Source organism: Stenotrophomonas chelatiphaga (genome assembly GCF_001431535.1).
Taxonomy (GTDB): domain Bacteria; phylum Pseudomonadota; class Gammaproteobacteria; order Xanthomonadales; family Xanthomonadaceae; genus Stenotrophomonas; species Stenotrophomonas chelatiphaga.
On record NZ_LDJK01000060.1, the window covers coordinates 59762 to 79203 of the forward strand.

Consider the following 19442-nt stretch of genomic DNA (forward strand, 5'->3'; position numbering starts at 1 on the left):
GAACTGAGTGCGCCGTAACCACCAGCGGTTTGCTAGAACAATGACCCCTGCGGCGAGTCCGCCTTCGGCGGCGCCGGCCGCTCGAACTTCGTGCAATCCAGCTTCGGCCAATGGCTGTTCTGCGCATCGAACCCCAGCCGCCTGCGCGCCAGCTTGAAGCGGTTCGCCAACAGGTCCGCATAAACACCCTGGCCGCGCATGCGGGTGCCGAACTGGCTGTCGTAGTCCTTGCCGCCGCGCAGCTGGTTGATGGTGCTCATCACGTGCGTGGCGCGGTCCGGGTAATGGGTGTCCAACCAGTCGCGGAACAGCGGCGCCACTTCCAGTGGCAGGCGCAGCAGCACATAGCCGGCACTCGATGCGCCAGCATCGCGGGCAGCCTCCAGTACGGCCTCCAGTTCGGCATCGTTGATCCACGGAATCACCGGCGCCACCATCACCCCGACCGGGATGCCGGCATCGTGCAGGCGGCGCATCGCGCGCAGGCGTGCATGCGGTGCGGCGGCGCGCGGTTCAAGTTTCGAAGACAGATGCGGGTCGAGCGAGGTCACCGAGAAGTGCACGCTGACCAGGTTCTGTTCAGCCAGTGGCGCCAGCAGGTCGATATCGCGCTCGACCAGCGCGTTCTTGGTGATCAGCGAGAACGGGTGGCGGGTTTCCAGCATCACTTCGATCAGCTGGCGGGTCAGTTTGAACTTTCGTTCGATCGGCTGGTAGGAATCGGTGTTGATGCCCAGCGCTATGGGTTGTGGCACGTAGCTGGGTTTTGAAAGTTCCTTGCGCAGCAGCTGCGCGGCGTTGGTCTTGGCAAACAGCTTGGTTTCAAAATCCAGTCCGGGCGACAGGTTCAGATAGGCGTGCGAGGGCCGGGCGAAGCAGTACGAGCAGCCATGTTCGCAGCCGCGATACGGGTTCACCGATTGGCTGAAGCCCACGTCCGGCGAGTTGTTGCGGCTGATGATGCTGCGGGCGGTTTCGGCGCGCACTTCGGTGCGCAGGCGCGGCGCCAGGAACTCTTCGCCTTCTTCGGCTTCCCAGCCATCGTCCACCGCTTCGCTGACCGTGCTTTCGAAGCGGCCGGGGAGGTGGGTGGTGCTGCCGCGACCTTTGATGGCGACGTGGGGAATGGAATCGGGGCGACCCATGGGAATCTTCTACTGGAAGTGCGATTAGTATTATTGCTAACCACAGCGTATGCAATGTGCTGGAATTCAGGTGGCTGTAGGCGTGGAGGGGGATGGGGGTTTGGCTTGCCCCCATGGTTATCCACAGGACATACGGTCATGACGGGACAGCGCGCAGGACATTACACGCCACGCGATGCGCAGCGGAGGGTAGGGGACTGGGGTCTCAGGGAGTGCGACGGCGGGGATCGTGACGACCAGCGGTCGTCACCCACCGGGGGGCGCGTTGACGGCCAGCGGCCGTCACTACCGGGGGGCGCGTTGACGGCCAGCGGCCGTCATCACCGCTTAGAGGCGGGCCAAGTAGGCCTTCACCGTGGCGTCCAGGCCGTCGTACAGGGCTTCGCTGATCAGGGCGTGGCCGATCGAGACTTCCAGCACGTCAGGTACGTGGCTCAGGAAGTCACGCAGGTTGGCCTGCGACAGGTCATGGCCGGCATTGACCCCCAGCCCTGCCGCCTGTGCACGGCGCGCGGCGGTGGCGAACAGCGCCAGCATCGCCGTGGCGTCGCCTGCGGCGTGGGCTTCGGCAAACGGGCCGGTGTACAGCTCGATGCGGTCGGCACCGACCTCGGCCGCGCGTTCCAGCAGCGGGTTGCCGGCGTCCACGAACAGACTGACGCGGCAGCCCATCGCCTTCAGCGCGGCCACCAGCGGACGCAGGCGCTCGCAGTCGGCTGCGAAGTCGAAGCCATGGTCGGACGTCAGCTGGCCGTCGCCATCGGGCACCAGCGTGGCCTGTGCGGGGCGGATGGCCTCGCACAGCGGCAGCAGCCCCGGGTAGCCCTCGCGCGGCGGGGCGAACGGGTTGCCTTCGATGTTGAACTCGACCCCGCGCGCCGTGGTCAGCGCGGACAGCGCGTGCACGTCTTCGGCGGTGATGTGGCGGCGGTCCGGGCGCGGGTGCACGGTGATGCCGTGTGCACCGGCGTCCAGGCAGGCCTGCGCGGCGCGCAGCACATCGGGGTCGTGGCCACCGCGCGAGTTGCGCAGCACGGCGATCTTGTTGACGTTGACGCTGAGGCGGGTCATGACGGCAGGCAGGACGGTGACAGAAGCGCGCAGTGTAGCGCCGCTGTCACAACAGCGGCGAGGCCAGCCGGGCGAAGGCTTCAGGCAGGCGGTGCCGCCACAGGCCGCGGTTGCGTTCGTTGTGGACGCGGGTGGCGCTGTCGAACTCATGGTCCAGGATGCCGGCCAGCTCGGCCACGCGGTCCTTGTCCCGCAGCAGCATGGACAGTTCGAAGTTGAGCCGGAAACTGCGATGGTCGAAGTTCGCCGTGCCGACGATGCAGACCTCGTCGTCGGCGATGAAGGCCTTGGTGTGCAGCATGCGCGGGCCGTATTCGTAGATCTTCACCCCCGCCTGCAGCAGCTCGTCGAAGTAGGACCGCGCGGCCTGGGTGACGAACCAGGAGTCGCTCATCTTCGGCACCAGCAGCCGCACTTCCAACCCGCCCAGCGCGGCCGACGTCAGCGCCATGCGTGCCGCTTCGCCCGGCACGAAGTAGGGCGTCACCAGCCACACGCGGTGCTTGGCTTCGTGGATGGCGGCCACGTGCAGGCGATGGATCGTCTCCCAGCCCGAATCCGGGCCGGACACCAGCACCTGCGCGTTGATGCTGCCGTCGTCGCGGCTCGGCGTTTCACGTGGCCACAGCCGTGCCTGGTCGAACTGCTGGGCCTCCTGCCCGCTGGCGTACAGCCAGTCTTCCATGAAGACCAGCTGCAGGCTGCGCACCACATGGCCACGCAGGCGCATGTGCAGGTCGCGGTAGGCGTTCGGGTCGCGCTGCTCGTTCTCTTCGTCGGTGATGTTGATGCCACCGGTGAAGGCCAGCAGGCCATCGATGACCACCAGCTTGCGGTGGGTGCGCAGGTTCAACCACGGCCGCTTGAACGGCTTGAGCAGCTGCCTCGGATGGAACCACACCGCTTCGCCGCCGGCCTCCAGCAGCGGCTTCAGGAACGCCGCGCGGATGTTGCCGGCGCCCACGGCATCCAGCAGCAGCCGGACCTGTACGCCACGCTGTGCGGCGGCCACCAGCGCATCGCGCACGGCGGTGCCGGTGTGGTCCGGTTCGAAGATGTAGTACTCCAGGTTCACGTGATCGCGCGCTTCGGCGATCGCCTCCAGCAGGGCGGCGTAGGTCGCCGCGCCATCCACCAGCCATTCCACTTCGGTGGCGCTGCTGGGTGCCAGGCCGGTGGTGGCCTGGCCGATGGCGGCCAGTTCGGTGCAATCGGCATCGGGCGGGCAGACACTGCTGTAGTGCTCCATGCCGGAACGCGAACGGCCGCGGCGCAGGCGTTGCCGTTTTACTTTCTGCGGACCCAGCAGGTAGTAAATGAAGAGCCCGATGTACGGCAGCGCGGCCAGCGAAAGAATCCAGCTGAGCGTGGCGACCGGCTCGCGTTTCTGCAGCATGATCCAGCCGATCAGCCCGAGCAGGTACAGCACATAGGCAATCGCCAGCGACGTGCCGAGGTGGGGAATGGCATCAAGCCAGTGTCGCAGCGCATCGAAGAAGGCAATCATCGCCGGATGATACGCGGGCGCGGGGTCGGCGGGATGGGGGCGGATTCCTTTTATGCAGGAAAAGGAATGCGACCGCTCCGGCAGCGGACATAAAAAAACGCCCTCGTTTCCGAGGGCGTTTTCCAGTCGCGTCATGAGTGCGGACTGCGTGTAGCGTTTACTGCTGTACGAAACCGATCTTCTTCATCTGGGCGTTCTTCGAGGCGGCCAGGATCTTGGCCATCACGTCGTACTCCGAGTCCGGGCTCGCGTCGATCCGCAGTTCCGGCTGGTTCGTCGGGTCACGCTGGACCTCCTGTTCCATCCGCTGCTGCAGTTCGCCCACGGCGACCGGGCTGTTGTTCCAGAACACCTGGTTGCTCGCATCGACACGCAACTCGACCGGCGGCGGCGGTTCAACCGTCACCGGGGGCGGGTTGAGCACGCGCTGCGGCAGATCCACGGCGATCGGGTAGGTCATGATCGGTGCGGTCACGATGAAGATGATCAGCAGCACCAGCATCACGTCCACGAGGGGCGTGACGTTGATGTCCGCCATGGGGCCTTTGCCACCACCAGAACTGAATGCCATGGCTTACTGCCCCTTCTCTTTGGTCGCAACGAAGCCGACGTCCAGCATGCCCTGTTCCTGCGCGACCTTGGTCAGCTCGTTGATGACGCGCATCTTGGTCGTGCGGTCACCACGCAGGTTCAACGGCGGCTGCGGCGTCTGCTGGGCGGCGGTGGAAAGGCGGGACTCAAGCGTCCCACGATCGATTTCCTCGTCGTTCCAGTAAACCGAACCGTCTTCCTTGACCGCCAGCGTGATCGGACCCTTACGATCATTGGCATCGTCCGGGTTCTGGATCAGGTTGGCTTCGGGCAGCTCGACCTTGACCTTGTGGGACATCAGAGGCGCCGTGATGATGAAGATGATCAGCAGCACCAGCATCACGTCCACGAGGGGCGTAACGTTGATGTCGGCCATGGGGCCGCCGCTGTTACCACTACTGAAAGCCATAACGGGCTCCGTCTAGATCGGTGTGAACTACCTTCGTGCCGGGTACAGCGCGTCCTTAGCGGACGCGCGAACCGGTAGCGAAGAAGTCGTGCAGGTCGTGCGCGAAGGTATCGAAACGGCTGATGGTCGCGCTGTTGATCTTGCTGAAGAAGTTGAAGGCGAACACGGCCGGGATAGCCACGAACAGGCCGATCGCGGTCATGATCAGCGCTTCACCCACCGGGCCGGCAACGGCGTCGATGGAGGCCGAACCGGTTGCACCGATCTTAATCAGCGCGCCGTAGATGCCCCACACGGTACCCAGCAGACCGACGAACGGAGCGGTTGCACCGACGGTGGCCAGCAGGGTCATGCCCGACTGCAGCTTGTTGCTTTCGCGGGTCACGGCCTGGCGCAGGGCGCGGTCGACGAACTCCGAACGGCTCAGGGTTTCACCCAGGCCACCGGTTGCGCCGCCTTCGGCACGCTGGTGGTGGGCGGCAGCCTGTGCGGCGTCCAGGGCGATCTTCGAGAAGGGCTCCGAAGCCGGCTGTTCTTCCATCGCACGGATGGCGTCCTGCGCGTTCGGGGTATCCCAGAACAGGCTGGTGACCTTGTCGGCAGCAGCCTTCAGGCGGGTAGCGCGGAAGATGTTGATGACAGTCCAGTACCAGGACATGGCCGACATCACGATCAGGGTGATCAGGACCACCCAGGAGACTGCGAAGTCGCCCGGCTGGCTGGTCATTTCATGGATGAGGTGCTCGAAGCCCATCTGCGACAGGGCGTTGGAGTTGCCCCCGGCAGCAGCGGCGATGAAAATTTCCTGCAGCATGACGCTTACCTTTGTTGTGTGTGGTGTTGAAGGGTGTAGCTAATCATAAGAGCCATCAGCGGGGTGGCCCTGCGGCCACCCGATGCATCAGCTCAGAGCAAAATTGACCGGTACGCGTACGCGGCCCGCGGCTTTCTTGCCGCCCGACTCGGCTGCGTTGAAGCGCCACTTGCGTGCAGCTTCCATTGCAGCGCGATCCAGGTCGCGGTTACGGCTGGATTTCTCGACCGTGACATTGGTGACGTTGCCTTGGGCATCGACATCGATGATCAGGATCACTTCACCCTGGATACCAGCGCGGAATGCAGCCGGCGGGTAACGCGGGGGATTCATGTTCTTGGACGAGATATCGACGCTGGCCTCGATGGAGGTCGGCGGTGCCGGCGGCGCGGGCGGCGACGGCGGGGTGACGATATCGTTCGGGCGCGGTTCCGGCACGTCGACAATCGGCGCCTGCGGCGGCGGCGGAACCGGCGACGGCTTCGGCGGCGACAGGTTCTTCACCGGCGGCGGCGGCGTCTCATCCGGCGGCGGCGGCGGCGGCGGCGGAGGCGGCGGCGGCGGTGCATCGACGATGGTCACCATCACGTTGCGCTCCTTCTCTGCAGCCGCCTTGGGGGCGACGGCAGGAATGAGGAGCATCATGAAGGCAGCCAGATGCAGTGCGATAACAAACGCGATGCCGAAGATGCGGGGCCAGCTCAGGCCCTTCTCTTCAGTTTCTTCGTAGCGGTGAAAGACTAGTTGTTCCGTCATGCGCCAAGAGCTCGATTGTGGGGCCGGGATACCCGGGGGGCGGGATCCCTGATCAGCGGTGCATGACACCGCAGGAACCTCCAAGCTTATACCAATCCTGAGTGCCTGCGCACGCTTCGCGCAGGCATTCAGGCGTTATTCCTACTTACTTCAGGTTGATGATTTTGTCCGCATCCGCGGCGTTCTTCAGGCCACCCTTGGCCTTGGCCTGACGCGCTGCTTCCTTGGCCTGGGGAATCTTGCCCTCACTGTGCAGGACACGTGCCAGATTCAGGTAGGTTTCGCCGGTGGGCGACAGCGGAGCGGCCTTCTGCCACGCCTCGATCGCCTTGTCCACCTGCTGCGGTTCTGAGTAGTAGTAGGACTGGGCCAGTGCCAGGTAAACCTGGTGGTCCGGCTTCAGTATGCCCTTCTCGAGACCTTCGTTGATCACCGAGATTACTTCCTTTTCCTTGTTCTCGGTATTGGCGTAGATCGAATACAACTGCTTGTATTCGCGCTCGTCGGTCAACTGGCCCGACGCACGCAGCTTGTCCATGACACCGGCGGCCTTGTCCATCTGGTCGGCCTGCATGTACATGTTGGCCAGGTTGAGCTGCGCCTTCTTGTCGTTCGGGTTCTTGGCGGCGACGGCCTCGGCCGCAGCCACGGCTTCACCGGTCTGGCCGGCTTCGGCGTAGGCGGCCATCAGCAGCTGGTTCCACTGGTCCTTCGGCTCGGGCGAGGCAGCGATCGCTTCCTTCAGCACCGGGATCGCTTCCTGGTAGCGCTCCAGCTGGTACAGCGCCTGGCCCTTGGAAACCAGTTCCTCGGCCTTCTTCGAACCGCTTTCGGCGAAGTACTTGTCGATCAGGGTCAGGCCCTGCGCCTGCACCGCCTTGTCGTCGTCCTGCAGCTGCAGCTGGGCCAGCATCAGCATCGACTGGAAGTGACCGTTGTTGTCCAGCGCGTTGGCGTCGAGCACCTGCTGCAGGTAACGCTTCGCACCGGCAACGTCGTCCTGCTGGTAGGCGGCCTGCGAAGCGAGCTGGGCGGCAAGCGCCTTGTCGTATTCGTTGGCGGCGCTGTTGCCCAGGATCGAAGTGGCTTCGGTCAGCGTCTCCGGGAACTTCTGCTCGTTGTAGCTGTCTACCAGCTTCTGCAGCTGCTTGCCCAGCTTGGCCGAGGACTTCATGCCCGGCTCTTTGCGGGTCGCGTTCGGGTACAGCACTTCGGCCGCAGCGGCCTTGCTGCTGCCACGACGCTCACGCTGGTCGGAGCGATCGGCCGAACGTGCCTGCGCGGCGGCATCGGTGATCACGGTGCCACTGACGGCAGTCGCGATCAGCATGGTCAGCAGGGCTTGCTTGTGGTTACGGAGCATCATCTTTCACCTCGTTCGGACCGCGTAGCGGCAGCAATGACGGACGTCAGAAAAATCTGAGCCGCCAAACGTATCAGAATTAAGCGACGTGAGAAATCGTTTCCTGTGCTGCATCACAGCAAATTCACGCATATTCAGCTACAGCGTGGTTTGCGTCCCGCCGCCTGTGCCTGTTGGAACACGCCTTGCAGGGCGGGTGCATCGCGCTGCAGTTCGCGGATGCGATTGGCCGGATCGGGATGGGTCGACAGCCACTGCGGACTGCGGCCACCGCTGGCGGCCATCATGTTCTGCCACAGGTTCACCGCCTGCGCCGGGTCGAAACCCGCCTCCGCCATCAGCTTCTGTCCGACCACGTCGGCTTCGCTTTCCTGGGTGCGTGAACCGGGCAGCAGGAACAGGGTCTGCGCGCCCATGCCGCCGAACTGGTTCACCGCGCTGGCCGCGGTTTCGCCATAGGCTGCGCCGGCCAGTGCACCGACCACCGACAACCCGGTCTGCGCGCCCATCTGCCGGGTGATGCGCTCCTCGTGGTGGCGCGCGATGACATGGCCGATCTCATGCCCGATCACCGCCGCCAGCTGGTCCTGGTTCTTGGCCACGGTGAAGATGCCGGAGTTCACCCCGACCTTGCCACCGGGCAGGGCAAAGGCGTTGGGTTCATTGTCGGCGAAGACCGCCGTTTCCCAGCGCACCCCGCGGTACTGCGACGGCAGCTGGGCCACCAACGCATTGACCACGCACTGAACGTAGGCGATCTGCCTGGCGTCGGTGCTGATCTTTTCCTTCTGCTTGGTTTCAGCAAACGCCTGTGCGCCCAACTGGTCCAACTGCGCCTGCGAAACGCCGCCTACGACCTGCCTGCGCCCGGTAGGCGAGGTGGTGGTGGCGCACGCGCTCAGCAACGCGGTAATCGTAAAAGCCAGCAGCAGTCGTTTCATGGATCGGATCCCCGTGTTCATGCAACGAGTGTCCACTTCGGCGGCTTAATTTTTCGTCAATCCAGTCAACCCATGTCACGCATGCGCTGCGGATTGCGGCACGTTTTCAGGTGGCGCCAAACACCATCAACAACGTCATCGCGACCGCGTTGTTCAACGCATGCGCACCTATCGGTGCCCATAGCGTGCCCGTGCGTTGGTACAGCCAGCAGAACGCGGCGCCCATGCCACCGTAGATCAGCCACAGTTGGGCGATTTCCGCCGGCCCGTTGCCGCTGGTGCCCGGAATCTCATGAACCAGTGCGAATGCAAGGCTGCTCAACAGCACGCCCAGCCACGGTTTTCCGGCCTTCCATAGACGCCCGAACAGCACCCGGCGGAACAACAGTTCCTCGTAGGCTGGCGCCAGCACCACGGCGAACAGCGCCAGGAAGACGGGGAATTGCGCGGCAGCGCTGCTCATCAGTTCAAGGTTGGTCGGTACCGGCTCGATACCGGCGCGCTTGGCGAGAAAGCCGATGCCGTTGCTGCCGATGATGACCAGCGTGCCCACCCATAGGGTCCAGCCCCAGGTGGCCGGCCGGCCCAGAGCGCGCATGGAGGTTTCACGTTCGGCGGGCGTGGCGCGGCGACGCCAGAAATACAGGATCAGCGCTGCGCCGCCGGTGGCGAACAGGGCCATCAGGATCTGTGCCAGCGCGCCGGGCTGGCCAAGCTGGGTGGCAATCGAATCCGGACTCGGCGCTGGCGCACCGTTGGCGACCAGTTCTGCACCGACCCGCATGCCCTGCACCGCGCCCCACAACAGTCCGGCCAGCAGGCTCAGCCCGAACAGGATGAGCGCGGCCAGTCCCAGGTCGATCAGGAAACCGGCCACCGGTGAGCCGGAGGCACGCGGTTTTGGCGCGGAGGCGCCGGGAAGCGGCGGCGGTGGAACCGGGGTGACTGTTGACATGCGCATCCTGCAGCAGAAGGAGAAACGCCGGCGCCGGATTGATCCGGGCGCCGGCAACCTTCGATTGTGTCAGATATCCAGATTGGCGACTTTCAGCGCGTTGTCTTCGATGAAGTCACGACGCGGTTCAACCACGTCCCCCATCAGGGTGCTGAAGATCTGGTCCGCAGCGACCGCATCTTCGATGCGCACCTGCAGCAGGCGACGGGTATCCGGGTTGACCGTGGTGTCCCACAGCTGCTCCGGATTCATTTCGCCCAGACCCTTGAATCGCTGGATCTGGCGACCGCGCTTGGCCTCTTCGAGCAACCACGCCTGGGCCTGGGCAAAGCTGGTCACTTCGATGGATTTGGCACCGCGATTGATGGTGGCGCCTTCGCGGACCAAGCCGTGCAGCAGGTTGGCGGCCTGATAGAGCGCACGCAGTTCGCCGCCGTCGAAGGCCGCAAGCGGCAACACCTGGATATGCTCTTCGCCCATGTGGCGACGGGTCACCAGCACGGCAGCCGGACGCTGGTCGTTCGGTTCCTGCAGTTCCAGGCTGAAGCGCGCCGAGCCCAGGCTGCCCTGGTTAAGGCGGGCAGCCAGTGCATCCAGGCCTTCACCGGCCGGTGCATTGCGCAGGTGCTCCAGGTCCATCGGAATGAAATCGACAAGCGATTCCAGCAGCTGGCGATCGTAGCGGTGCGCATTGCGCGCAATCGCTTCGAGTGCGCCGGCATAGCTCAGCAGCAGTTTTTCAAGGTTGACGCCGTCGATCGGCGGTTCGCCGGCCGCGGGTACCAGCGCCGCATTTTCCACCGCGCTGCTGGCCAGGTAACTGTCCAGTGCCGGGTCGTCTTTCAGGTACAGCTCGGTCTTGCCCTGTTTGATCTTGTAGAGCGGCGGCAGGCCGATATAGACATAGCCGCGCTCGATAAGCTCAGGCATCTGACGGTAGAAGAACGTCAACAGCAGCGTACGGATGTGCGCACCGTCGACGTCGGCGTCGGTCATGATGATGATCTTGTGGTAACGCAGCTTGTCCGGGTTGTACTCGTCCCGGCCGATGCCGGTGCCCAGCGCGGTGATCAGCGTGCCGACCTGGTCGGACGCCAGCATGCGGTCGAAGCGTGCACGTTCCACGTTGAGGATCTTGCCGCGCAACGGCAGCACGGCCTGGTTCTTGCGGTTACGGCCCTGCTTGGCCGAACCACCTGCCGAGTCACCCTCGACGATGAACAGTTCCGACAGTGCCGGATCCTTTTCCTGGCAGTCGGCCAGCTTGCCCGGCAGGCCGGCGATATCCAACGCGCCCTTGCGGCGGGTCAGGTCGCGGGCTTTGCGGGCCGCTTCGCGCGCACGCGCGGCATCGACGATCTTGCCGGCGATGGCCTTGGCTTCGTTCGGGTTTTCCTGCAGGAAGGATTCCAGGCGCTGGCCGAACGCGTTTTCCACCGCCGGACGGACATCCGAACTGACCAGCTTTTCCTTGGTCTGGCTGGAGAAGCTGGGATCGGGCACCTTCACCGACAGCACCGCGATCATGCCTTCGCGCATGTCATCGCCGGTCAGGTTGATCTTGGCCTGCTTGGCGATGCCGTTCTGTTCGATGTAGTTGTTGAGCACGCGCGTCAGCGCGCCGCGGAAGCCGGCCAGATGGGTGCCGCCGTCCTTCTGCGGAATATTGTTGGTGAAGCAGTACATCGTTTCCTGGTAGGAATCGGTCCACTGCAGCGCCACTTCCACGGTGATGCCGCTGTGCTCGCCCACCACCGAGATCACGTTCGGATGCAGCGGGGTCTTCAGCTGGGCAAGATGCTCCACGAAGCTGGCGATGCCGCCTTCGTAGTGGAAATCATCGCGACGACCTTCTCCGCGCTGGTCGATCAGCACGATCTTGACGCCGGAGTTGAGGAACGACAGTTCGCGCAGACGACGGGCCAGGATGTCGTAGTGGAACTCGACGTTGTCGTGGAATGCCGTGGTCGACGGCCAGAAGCGCAGGGTCGTACCGCGCTTGGTGCTGGCTTCAACCTGCTGCAGCGGCATCACCGCGGCGCCGTCGGCATATTCCTGGTGGTAGTGGAAACCGCCCTGGTAGATGTCCAGGGTCAGCTTCTGCGACAGCGCATTGACCACGCTGACGCCCACGCCGTGCAGGCCGCCGGACACTTTGTAGCTGTTGTCGTCGAACTTGCCGCCGGCATGCAGGACCGTCATGACGACCTCGGCCGCCGAGACCTCGCGATCCAGCTTCCTGCTCATCTGCTCATGCTTGCCGGTCGGGATACCGCGTCCGTTGTCCGATACGCCTACCGAACCATCGGAATGGATCGTCACCGACACGTGGTCGGCGTGCCCCGCGAGCGCTTCATCGATCGAGTTGTCGACGACTTCGAACACCATGTGGTGCAGGCCGGTGCCGTCATGGACGTCGCCGATGTACATGCCGGGGCGCTTGCGGACGGCCTCCAGGCCTTCCAGCGCCGTGATGCTGTTGGCGTCGTAGGTGCCAGTATTTGCAGGGGTGTTCTGTTCGTCAGTCATTGCGCTCGCCGTAGGCTCCGCAGGTCGGGCGCCAACGAATGGCGCGCCGAGAAAGAGGGGGTGGTGCAACCTGAATTATACCAGCCGGGCAGGTCTACCCCGTGGGCCACTATGGCACACCCGTGACCTGGCCATGTTCCACGTGGAACCGGGCGATGTCGGTGCGATCCTGCAGCGGTGCAGGGGTCTCGGTTGCGGTGATGAATATCTGCGCCGGGCCGGCCAGCAGGCGGTCCAATACGCGGCCCTGATGGTTGCGATCCAGTTCCGAACCCAAGTCATCCAGCGCAATCACCGGCCAGTGCCCGCGCTCCACCGCATAGTCTTCAGCCTGCGCCAACAGGCAGGTGAGGGCGGTCAGCTTCGCCTGCCCGCGGGACAGGGCATCACGGCCCGGAATGCTGCCAAAGCCGACGCTCCAGTCAGCGCGGTGCGGTCCGACCGAGGTATAGCCCGCCTGGCGATCGCGCTCACGTGCCAGCAGCAGCGCATCGGCCAGTGAAACCTCGTGCCGGCGCCAACCCGGGCTGAGCGTCATCGACTGCAGGTCCAGCTGCGGGGCCAGATTCGCGGCAAGTTCCACGGCCCGGCCCTGTAGACGTTCCAGGTAATGAAGACGGCGGCTGGTAAGCGGCTCACCGGCCTCGGCAAGCTCATGGTCCCACGTATCCAGCATCCGCGGCGATCCGCCTTGCTTCAACAGGGCGTTGCGCTGCTTGAGGGCGCGCGAGTAGCGGCGCCACAAGGAAAGGAAGTCGGGTTCCACGTGGAACAAGCCCCAATCCAGGAAACGGCGACGGGGTTCGCCGCCACCGCTGACCAGCGCATGGCTGCCCGGTTCGAAGGTCACCACGGCCAACGCAGCGCACAGGTTGCCGAGCTGCGCTACATCCTCACCGTCCAGACGGCCCTTCCAGTCCTGTCCCGAGTGGCGAAGACCCGCGCGCCGGCGGATTTCGCTGCCCTCCGCGTTCGATTCGTCCCATTCCACGAAAATCTCCAACGATTCCTGTCCCTGACGGATCAAGCCGTCGCGGACGCGGCCACGGAAGCTGCGCCCATAGGCCATCAGGTGCAGGGCTTCCAGAACGCTGGTCTTGCCGGCGCCATTGTCGCCCGTCAGCAGGTTGATGCCGGGCTGCGGCAACAGTTCTGCCGCGTCGAATCGACGGAGCTGGTGGAGGGAAAGACGGCGGATCTGCATGGAGGGGGACGGTCGGCACCGGCGGTGCGGGAAGTTGAGCGATCTACCAGCTTACTGCATCGGTCAAGTGCACCTGTCGGATGCAGAGTGCGGCCGGTGCGCTTCCTACGCCGGCCAAAATCACCTGCGTTCTGGGGGTCCAAGGCCGCTTCACGCGTCAGATTTCAAGGAATCCATGCCTGTCCCTGGTGACGGTTCCACGTGATCGCAGTGAAATCCTTGAATTCTGCTGGGCCCCAGCCCAGGGGCCGCATCAGATTTCAAAGAATTCACGTTATCTTCGAAACCCGTCGGGAAAACCTCTGGATGACTTATACACAAGCACTGGGAAATCTGTGGATAAAAAGTCGAGCTCACGAGCCTTCAAAATCTATCCACAGGTATTCCCCCAGCCCGACCCCCACTTAGAAGGGGGGTTTCAGCCCCAATAAACCCTTTAAAATCATGCACATAAGCTAGTTATACATGAAATCTGGCCCTACCATCACCACCATGCTTTAGATTTATACCCAGATTTAAAGCTTGGCAGACCCTCCGATCAGCACGCGGCAGGGGTGTGGATAGCCGTCTGCGCGGCAGGGCAGAGCAACGGGCGATGACGCAGCTGATTGACTTGCAAACGGGGCTGACTTCCAAATTGCAGATCAGCACTCGGTAGACACGCTCGTCGAACAGGGGATGGCAGAGTCGGAGCATCCAAACGCTCGCAGGTCCCACAATGGCAATGCTCCACGTGGAACCAAAAAAAACGCCCGAACCAGTCGGGCGTTTCCTGTTCCACGTGGAACCGAACGTCAGAGACGCAGCGGCATCACCACATGACGCGACTTCTCGCTGCTGGCTTCACGAACCAGCGCAGAGGAGTTCGAATCACGCAGCTGCACGATGACGTACTCATCGCGCAGTGCGGAAAGGGCATCCAGCACGTAGTTCACGTTGAAGCCGATCGCGAGATCGCTGACCGTGGTCTCGGCCTCGATCTCTTCCTGGGCTTCCTCCTGCTCCGGGTTGTGCGCGCTGATTTTCAGGTTGCCCGGCGAGACTTCCACGCGGATGCCGCGGTACTTCTCGTTCGACAGGATCGCGGCACGCTGCAGCGAGGCACGCAGTGCTTCACGATCGACCTTGACCTCGCGATCCGCACCGATCGGAATCACGGCCTCGTAGTCCGGGAAACGACCGTCGATCAACTTCGAGGTGAAGGTCACATCGTCGCGCTTGACCCGCACGTGGCTGCGACCGACTTCCAGTTCGATCTCTCGGTCGCCGCTTTCCAGCAGACGCTGCAGCTCGGTCACGCCCTTGCGCGGCACGATGATCTGGCGCTTGGAACCGCTGGGCTTGGCCAGGTCCGTTTCGCACAGCGCCAGGCGGTGCCCGTCGGTGGCAACGGTACGCAACGTATCGCCGCGCAGGTCGAACAGCAGGCCGTTGAGGTAGTAGCGCACGTCCTGCTGTGCCATCGCGAACGCGGTTCGTTCGATCAGCTCCTTCAGCGTGGCTTCGCCGATGGCGACGCGCTCGGTGGCTTCCACTTCGTCCACCGACGGGAAGTCGTTGGCCGGCAGGGTTGCCAGGGTGAAACGGCTACGCCCGGCCTGCACGGTGATCTTGTCACCGGTCTGCGAGACGGTGATCCGGCTGCCATCGGGCAGGGCGCGGATGATCTCGAAGAGCTTGCGGGCGGGAATGGTGGTTTCGCCGTTCTCGGCGTCTTCAACTGCGATCCGCGACACCATTTCCACTTCCAGGTCGGTACCGGTCAGCGAAAGCTGCCCGTCCTGCACCTGTACGAGGAAGTTGGCCAGAACCGGCAAGGTCTGGCGGCGTTCGACCACATTGACGACTTGCGCCAACGGCTTGAGAAAGGCTTCGCGCTGCAGTGTGAAACGCATGTGGTTCCGTGCCCCTATGCTTTAAAAAATATGGAATAAATCAAAAGCTTGGTGGTGATGGTAGAGCCAGAATTCAGGGAAAACACACTCAAGTATCTGAATCCAAAGGGTTTTAGTGCATCGAAACCCTATGGAATACCGCCCTTCAAAGGGGGGGGAAAGCTGTGGATGGAATTCCCTGGATCTGGAACGCCTTTTTTATCCACAACATGCCCCGTGCTTGCCCCCGGATTCTGCACCGTTTTGTGCGATGACGCCTTACCGGCGTACGTGCATCATTCGCTCAGCTTGCGGATGAGCTTGTCCCAGTCTTCCCGCAGCTTGCCGTCGGTTTCCATCAACGTCCGGATCTGGCGGCAGCCGTGCAGCACCGTGGTGTGGTCCCGCCCTGCGAAGGCGTCGCCGATCTCGGGCAGGCTGTGCTCGGTCAGTTCCTTGGTCAGGGCCATCGCGACCTGGCGCGGACGGGCCAGCGACCGGGTCCGACGCTTGGACAGCAGATCCTTGATCTGCAGGCCGTAGTAGTCGGCGACGGTTTTCTGGATGTTGGGAATGCTGATGGCCTGCTGCTGGGCCCGAAGCAGATCGCGCAGGGTTTCCTGGGCGAACTCCGTGGTGATCGCACGGCCAGTGAAATTGGCCCGCGCGGTCAGGGTATTCAGCGCGCCCTCGAGGTCGCGCACGTTGGAGCGCATCTTCTTGGCTATCAGGAACGCCACATCGTCGGGAATCTCAGCGCCGCGTTCGCGAGCCTTGGCCAGCACGATGGCGGCGCGGGTCTCGAAGTCCGGTGGCTCGATGGCCACCGACAGGCCCCAGGCAAGTCGCGACTTCAGGCGCGCTTCCAGGCCTTCGACTTCGCGCGGATACCGGTCGCAGGTCAGGATGATCTGCTGCTTGCCGTCGAACAGCGCGTTGAAGGTGTGGAAGAATTCTTCCTGGGTGCGGTCCTTGCCGGCGAAGAACTGGATGTCATCGATCAGCAGCGCGTCCACCTGCTGGAACTGGCGCTTGAACTGATCCATGGTCTTTTCCTGCAGGGCCCGGATCATCGCGCTGAAGAACTGTTCCGAACGCAGGTAGAGCACCTTGGCGTGCGGGTTGGCTTCGCGCATCGCGTTGCCCGCAGCGAACATCAGGTGGGTCTTGCCCAGCCCGGTGCCTCCGTACAGCAGCAGCGGATTGTGCGCGCGGTCACCCGGACGCTGCGCCGCCTGGAACGCCGCCGCCAGACCCAGCTGGTTGCTGCGGCCTTCGACGAAGTTGGCGAAGGTGTAATGCGAATCCATGTTGCCGGCGAACGGCACCACCGGCGCACTGGCTGCAGGCGGCAGCGCCGGCGAGGCACCCCCGGTGAACAGGCCCGGATTCGGCGCGATCTGCGTCTCCATGGGGCGGGGACGCGAGCCGATTTCAAGAAAAACGTCGCCAAAACCAGCGAAGTGGGTCAGCAGTTCGCGGATCCTCGGCAGGTACAGCGAGCGCACCTGGTCGACGATGAAGGCATTGGGGGCGAAGAGGATCAAGGCGTCAGCGCGCAGATCAGCCTGCAGCGGCTTCAGCCAGGTGTGAACGTCTTCAGGCGGGAACTCCGCTTCAAGGCGTTCCAGACAACGGGACCAGGCATCCATCGGCAATAATCATCTTGGGCCGGTGGTCAGGCGCTTGAAAGCACCGTCCCGACAGGCCGGAAAGGGGGAAAAGGATGACTCAGACTACCATCGCCGGGCGGCCTCTGGAATGCTTGTCCCACAGTTATTCACAAAATCATCCACAGCTATTGCACAGCCCCATGAAATCGCGTAGTCACAAGGGCTTGACGCGAGGGGGTAAGTACCTCTAGAATTTCCGGTTCTTTCCGTCCATTTCATACGAGAGGCCCAACATGGCCACCAAGCGCACTTTCCAGCCCAGCAACCTCAAGCGTAAGCGCGACCACGGTTTCCGTGCCCGTATGAAGACCGCTGACGGCCGCAAGATCCTGTCGCGTCGCCGCGCCAAGGGCCGCAAAGTCCTGAGCGCCTGATTGCCATGCCGCTGTCCGCGGCAGACGCAATCCTTCCGATAGTGAGTACTGCTGACCCGCGCAAGCGATTCCCTCGCTCTGCGCGGGTTCGCACGCGTGCCGAATATTCTACGGTCTTCAACGGCGCCCGCCGGGTGTCCGAACCGCTGATGACCCTTCACTGGCTGCCAGAAGACCGGCCGGCCAGGATGGGTCTGGCCGTTTCACGCAAGGTGGATCCGCACGCCGTAGGGCGTAACCGGATCAAGCGCGTCCTGCGCGACGCCTTGCGACATTGCCGCGCTGACCTGCTGCCGGGCGACATCGTCGTCGTGGCACGTAGTGCTGCGCGTGCCGCCAGCAACGATGAGATCCGCCAGGCCTTCCTGCGCCTGTTGCGACGCCTTGGTGCATTGCCCGCCCCGGTCGTGGACGGCACAATGCCGCCTTCCGACGGCGTCGCATCGCCTTCTTCGAACGAGCCGGCACCACGCCCCGGCACCGCAGAGCCTGTCCGCTGATGAACCAGACCCGTATTTTCCTTATCTTTGCCTGGCTGATGGTGGCCGTGCTGTTGTGGATGGAGTGGGGCCGCGAAAAGGCCGCACCGCCGGTCACGCAGACCACCACCGCCGTCGCCGCTGCCAACCAGACCGTCCCCGGCGCCACGCCCGGCGGCGTGCCCGGTGCGCAGGTTCCCGGCGCCGATGCCGCGGCGACCACCGCACAGGCAACGGCCACGCCGGCCACCCAGCGGGTGACCGTCACCACCGACGTGCTGCGCCTGGTGCTCGATGGTGGCCGCGTGCTGGACGCCGAGCTGCTGCAGTTCCCGCAGACCAAGGCCGACAACAGCCCGCCGGTGCGCCTGCTGACCGAAGACGCCGCGCATCCGTACAGCGCGATCAGCGGCTGGGCCAGCGAAGACAAGAGCGTGCCGGTTCCGGGCGCCGATGGCTTCAAGCTGGTCGGTGACCAGCGTGAGTTCGTGCTGGCCGACGGCCAGAAGGAACTGCAGATCCCGTTCGTCTGGAACGGTCCGAACGGCGTGGTGATCGACCGCACCCTGACCCTGTCGCGCAACGAGTACGCGATCAAGGTCAAGGACGTGGTCCGCAACCAGGGCACGGCCCCGTGGAACGGCTTCGTCTACCGCACGCTGGACCGCAGCCCGACCATCCTGTCGCGCAGCATGACCAACCCGGATTCCTTCAGCTTCAACGGCGCCACCTGGTTCAGCACCGAAGGCGGCTACGAGCGCCGTGCCTTCGCTGATTACCTGGACGACGGTGCACTGAACAAGAACATCACCGGCGGTTGGCTGGCGATGCTGCAGCACCACTTCTTCACCGCGTGGATCCCGCAGTCCGACCAGGTCGCGCACTACGTGCTGTCGCAGAACAACGGCCGTGACCAGATCGAAGCGCGTGGCCCGGCGTTCAACGTCGCCCCGGGCCAGCAGGTCAGCAGCGAAGCCCGCCTGTGGGTGGGTCCGAAGCTGGTCAACCAGATCGCCAAGGAAGACGTGAAGGGCCTGGACCGCGTGGTCGACTACAGCCGCTTCTCGCTGATGGCGGTGATCGGCCAGGGTCTGTTCTGGGTGTTGAACCAGGTGCACAAGCTGGTCAACAACTGGGGCTGGGCGATCGTCGGCCTGGTGGTGCTGCTGAAGCTGGTGCTGTATCCGCTGTCGGCGGTGCAGTACAAGAGCGGTGCGAAGATGCGCCGCTTCCAGCCGCGCATCGCGCAGCTGAAGGAACGCTACGGCGATGACCGCCAGAAGTTCCAGACCGCGATGATGGAGCTGTACAAGAAGGAAAAGATCAATCCGATGGGCGGCTGCCTGCCGATCCTCATCCAGATGCCGATCTTCTTCGCCCTGTACTGGGTGCTGGTGGAGTCGGTCGAACTGCGCCAGGCGCCGTGGCTGGGCTGGATCCAGGACCTGACCGCGCGTGATCCGTACTTCATCCTGCCGGTGATCAACGTGGCGGTGATGTGGGCCACGCAGAAGCTGACCCCGGCACCGGGCATGGACCCGATGCAGCAGAAGATGATGCAGATGATGCCGATCGTGTTCGGCGTCATGATGGCCTTCATGCCGTCCGGCCTGGTCCTGTACTGGGTGGTCAACGGCGGCCTGGGCCTGCTGCAGCAGTGGTGGATGACCAAGCGCCATGGCGGCGATCCGGTCCCGGCCATCGCCACCAAGAAGTAAGCCACACAGGAACCCGCCGCAAGGCGGGTTTCCTGCTTC

The 19442-nt window shown here is 63.8% G+C and carries 17 protein-coding genes; 3 read left to right on the top strand and 14 right to left on the bottom strand.

The window, feature by feature from the left end; all coding sequences use genetic code 11:
• Positions 1-32 precede the first annotated feature (32 nt).
• The 14 genes from ABB28_RS12985 to dnaA all read right to left on the bottom strand — a co-directional run bounded on the left by ABB28_RS12985 (position 33) and on the right by dnaA (position 16811).
• Entirely contained in the window at positions 33-1145 is a 1113-nt protein-coding gene (locus ABB28_RS12985; protein ID WP_057509015.1) for a PA0069 family radical SAM protein, read from the bottom strand.
• A gap of 327 nt (positions 1146-1472) precedes the next feature.
• The gene (locus ABB28_RS12990) at positions 1473-2216 is read right to left on the bottom strand and encodes a pyridoxine 5'-phosphate synthase (RefSeq protein ID WP_057509016.1); all 744 of its coding nucleotides are present in this window, start codon (positions 2214-2216) and stop codon (positions 1473-1475) included.
• Between the two features lie 46 nt (positions 2217-2262).
• Positions 2263-3723, bottom strand: a complete 1461-nt coding sequence (cls, locus tag ABB28_RS12995; protein WP_057509017.1) for a cardiolipin synthase — start codon at positions 3721-3723, stop codon at positions 2263-2265.
• A 157-nt stretch (positions 3724-3880) separates the two neighbouring features.
• The gene (locus tag ABB28_RS13000; RefSeq protein ID WP_057509018.1) at positions 3881-4294 is read right to left on the bottom strand and encodes an ExbD/TolR family protein; all 414 of its coding nucleotides are present in this window, start codon (positions 4292-4294) and stop codon (positions 3881-3883) included.
• 3 nt (positions 4295-4297) lie between these two features.
• A complete protein-coding gene (locus tag ABB28_RS13005) occupies positions 4298-4723 on the bottom strand; it encodes an ExbD/TolR family protein (protein ID WP_057509019.1) in 426 nt (141 codons plus the stop codon).
• Positions 4724-4778: 55 nt separating this feature from the next.
• A complete protein-coding gene (exbB, locus tag ABB28_RS13010; protein WP_057509020.1) occupies positions 4779-5537 on the bottom strand; it encodes a TonB-system energizer ExbB in 759 nt (252 codons plus the stop codon).
• 87 nt (positions 5538-5624) lie between these two features.
• The gene (locus tag ABB28_RS13015) at positions 5625-6293 is read right to left on the bottom strand and encodes an energy transducer TonB (RefSeq protein ID WP_042612137.1); all 669 of its coding nucleotides are present in this window, start codon (positions 6291-6293) and stop codon (positions 5625-5627) included.
• Between the two features lie 145 nt (positions 6294-6438).
• Positions 6439-7659 carry a tetratricopeptide repeat protein gene (locus tag ABB28_RS13020; protein ID WP_057509021.1) on the bottom strand — a complete coding sequence of 407 codons (1221 nt, stop codon included), beginning with the start codon at positions 7657-7659 and terminating at the stop codon, positions 6439-6441.
• Positions 7660-7790: 131 nt separating this feature from the next.
• Entirely contained in the window at positions 7791-8597 is an 807-nt protein-coding gene (locus ABB28_RS13025) for a M48 family metallopeptidase (RefSeq protein WP_057509022.1), read from the bottom strand.
• Between the two features lie 106 nt (positions 8598-8703).
• The gene (locus ABB28_RS13030) at positions 8704-9552 is read right to left on the bottom strand and encodes a CPBP family intramembrane glutamic endopeptidase (RefSeq protein WP_057509023.1); all 849 of its coding nucleotides are present in this window, start codon (positions 9550-9552) and stop codon (positions 8704-8706) included.
• Positions 9553-9621: 69 nt separating this feature from the next.
• Positions 9622-12081 carry a DNA topoisomerase (ATP-hydrolyzing) subunit B gene (gene gyrB / locus ABB28_RS13035; RefSeq protein WP_057509024.1) on the bottom strand — a complete coding sequence of 820 codons (2460 nt, stop codon included), beginning with the start codon at positions 12079-12081 and terminating at the stop codon, positions 9622-9624.
• 109 nt (positions 12082-12190) lie between these two features.
• A complete protein-coding gene (gene recF, locus ABB28_RS13040; RefSeq protein ID WP_057509025.1) occupies positions 12191-13285 on the bottom strand; it encodes a DNA replication/repair protein RecF in 1095 nt (364 codons plus the stop codon).
• A 794-nt stretch (positions 13286-14079) separates the two neighbouring features.
• On the bottom strand, positions 14080-15180 hold the full coding sequence (gene dnaN, locus ABB28_RS13045) for a DNA polymerase III subunit beta (protein ID WP_042612143.1): 1101 nt from the start codon (positions 15178-15180) through the stop codon (positions 14080-14082).
• A gap of 275 nt (positions 15181-15455) precedes the next feature.
• The gene (gene dnaA, locus ABB28_RS13050; RefSeq protein WP_057509026.1) at positions 15456-16811 is read right to left on the bottom strand and encodes a chromosomal replication initiator protein DnaA; all 1356 of its coding nucleotides are present in this window, start codon (positions 16809-16811) and stop codon (positions 15456-15458) included.
• 254 nt (positions 16812-17065) lie between these two features.
• Between dnaA and rpmH the strand changes: the two genes are divergently transcribed.
• From rpmH to yidC, 3 genes are read left to right on the top strand one after another with little or no spacing between them, the layout of a single operon-like run.
• Positions 17066-17206, top strand: a complete 141-nt coding sequence (rpmH, locus tag ABB28_RS13055) for a 50S ribosomal protein L34 (protein ID WP_006404565.1) — start codon at positions 17066-17068, stop codon at positions 17204-17206.
• A gap of 5 nt (positions 17207-17211) precedes the next feature.
• Complete coding sequence (gene rnpA / locus ABB28_RS13060; RefSeq protein ID WP_083492029.1) at positions 17212-17706, top strand: ribonuclease P protein component; 495 nt, start codon at positions 17212-17214, stop codon at positions 17704-17706.
• A complete protein-coding gene (gene yidC, locus ABB28_RS13065) occupies positions 17706-19403 on the top strand; it encodes a membrane protein insertase YidC (RefSeq protein ID WP_057509027.1) in 1698 nt (565 codons plus the stop codon). Before rnpA ends, yidC begins: the two co-directional genes overlap by 1 nt.
• Positions 19404-19442 lie beyond the last annotated feature (39 nt).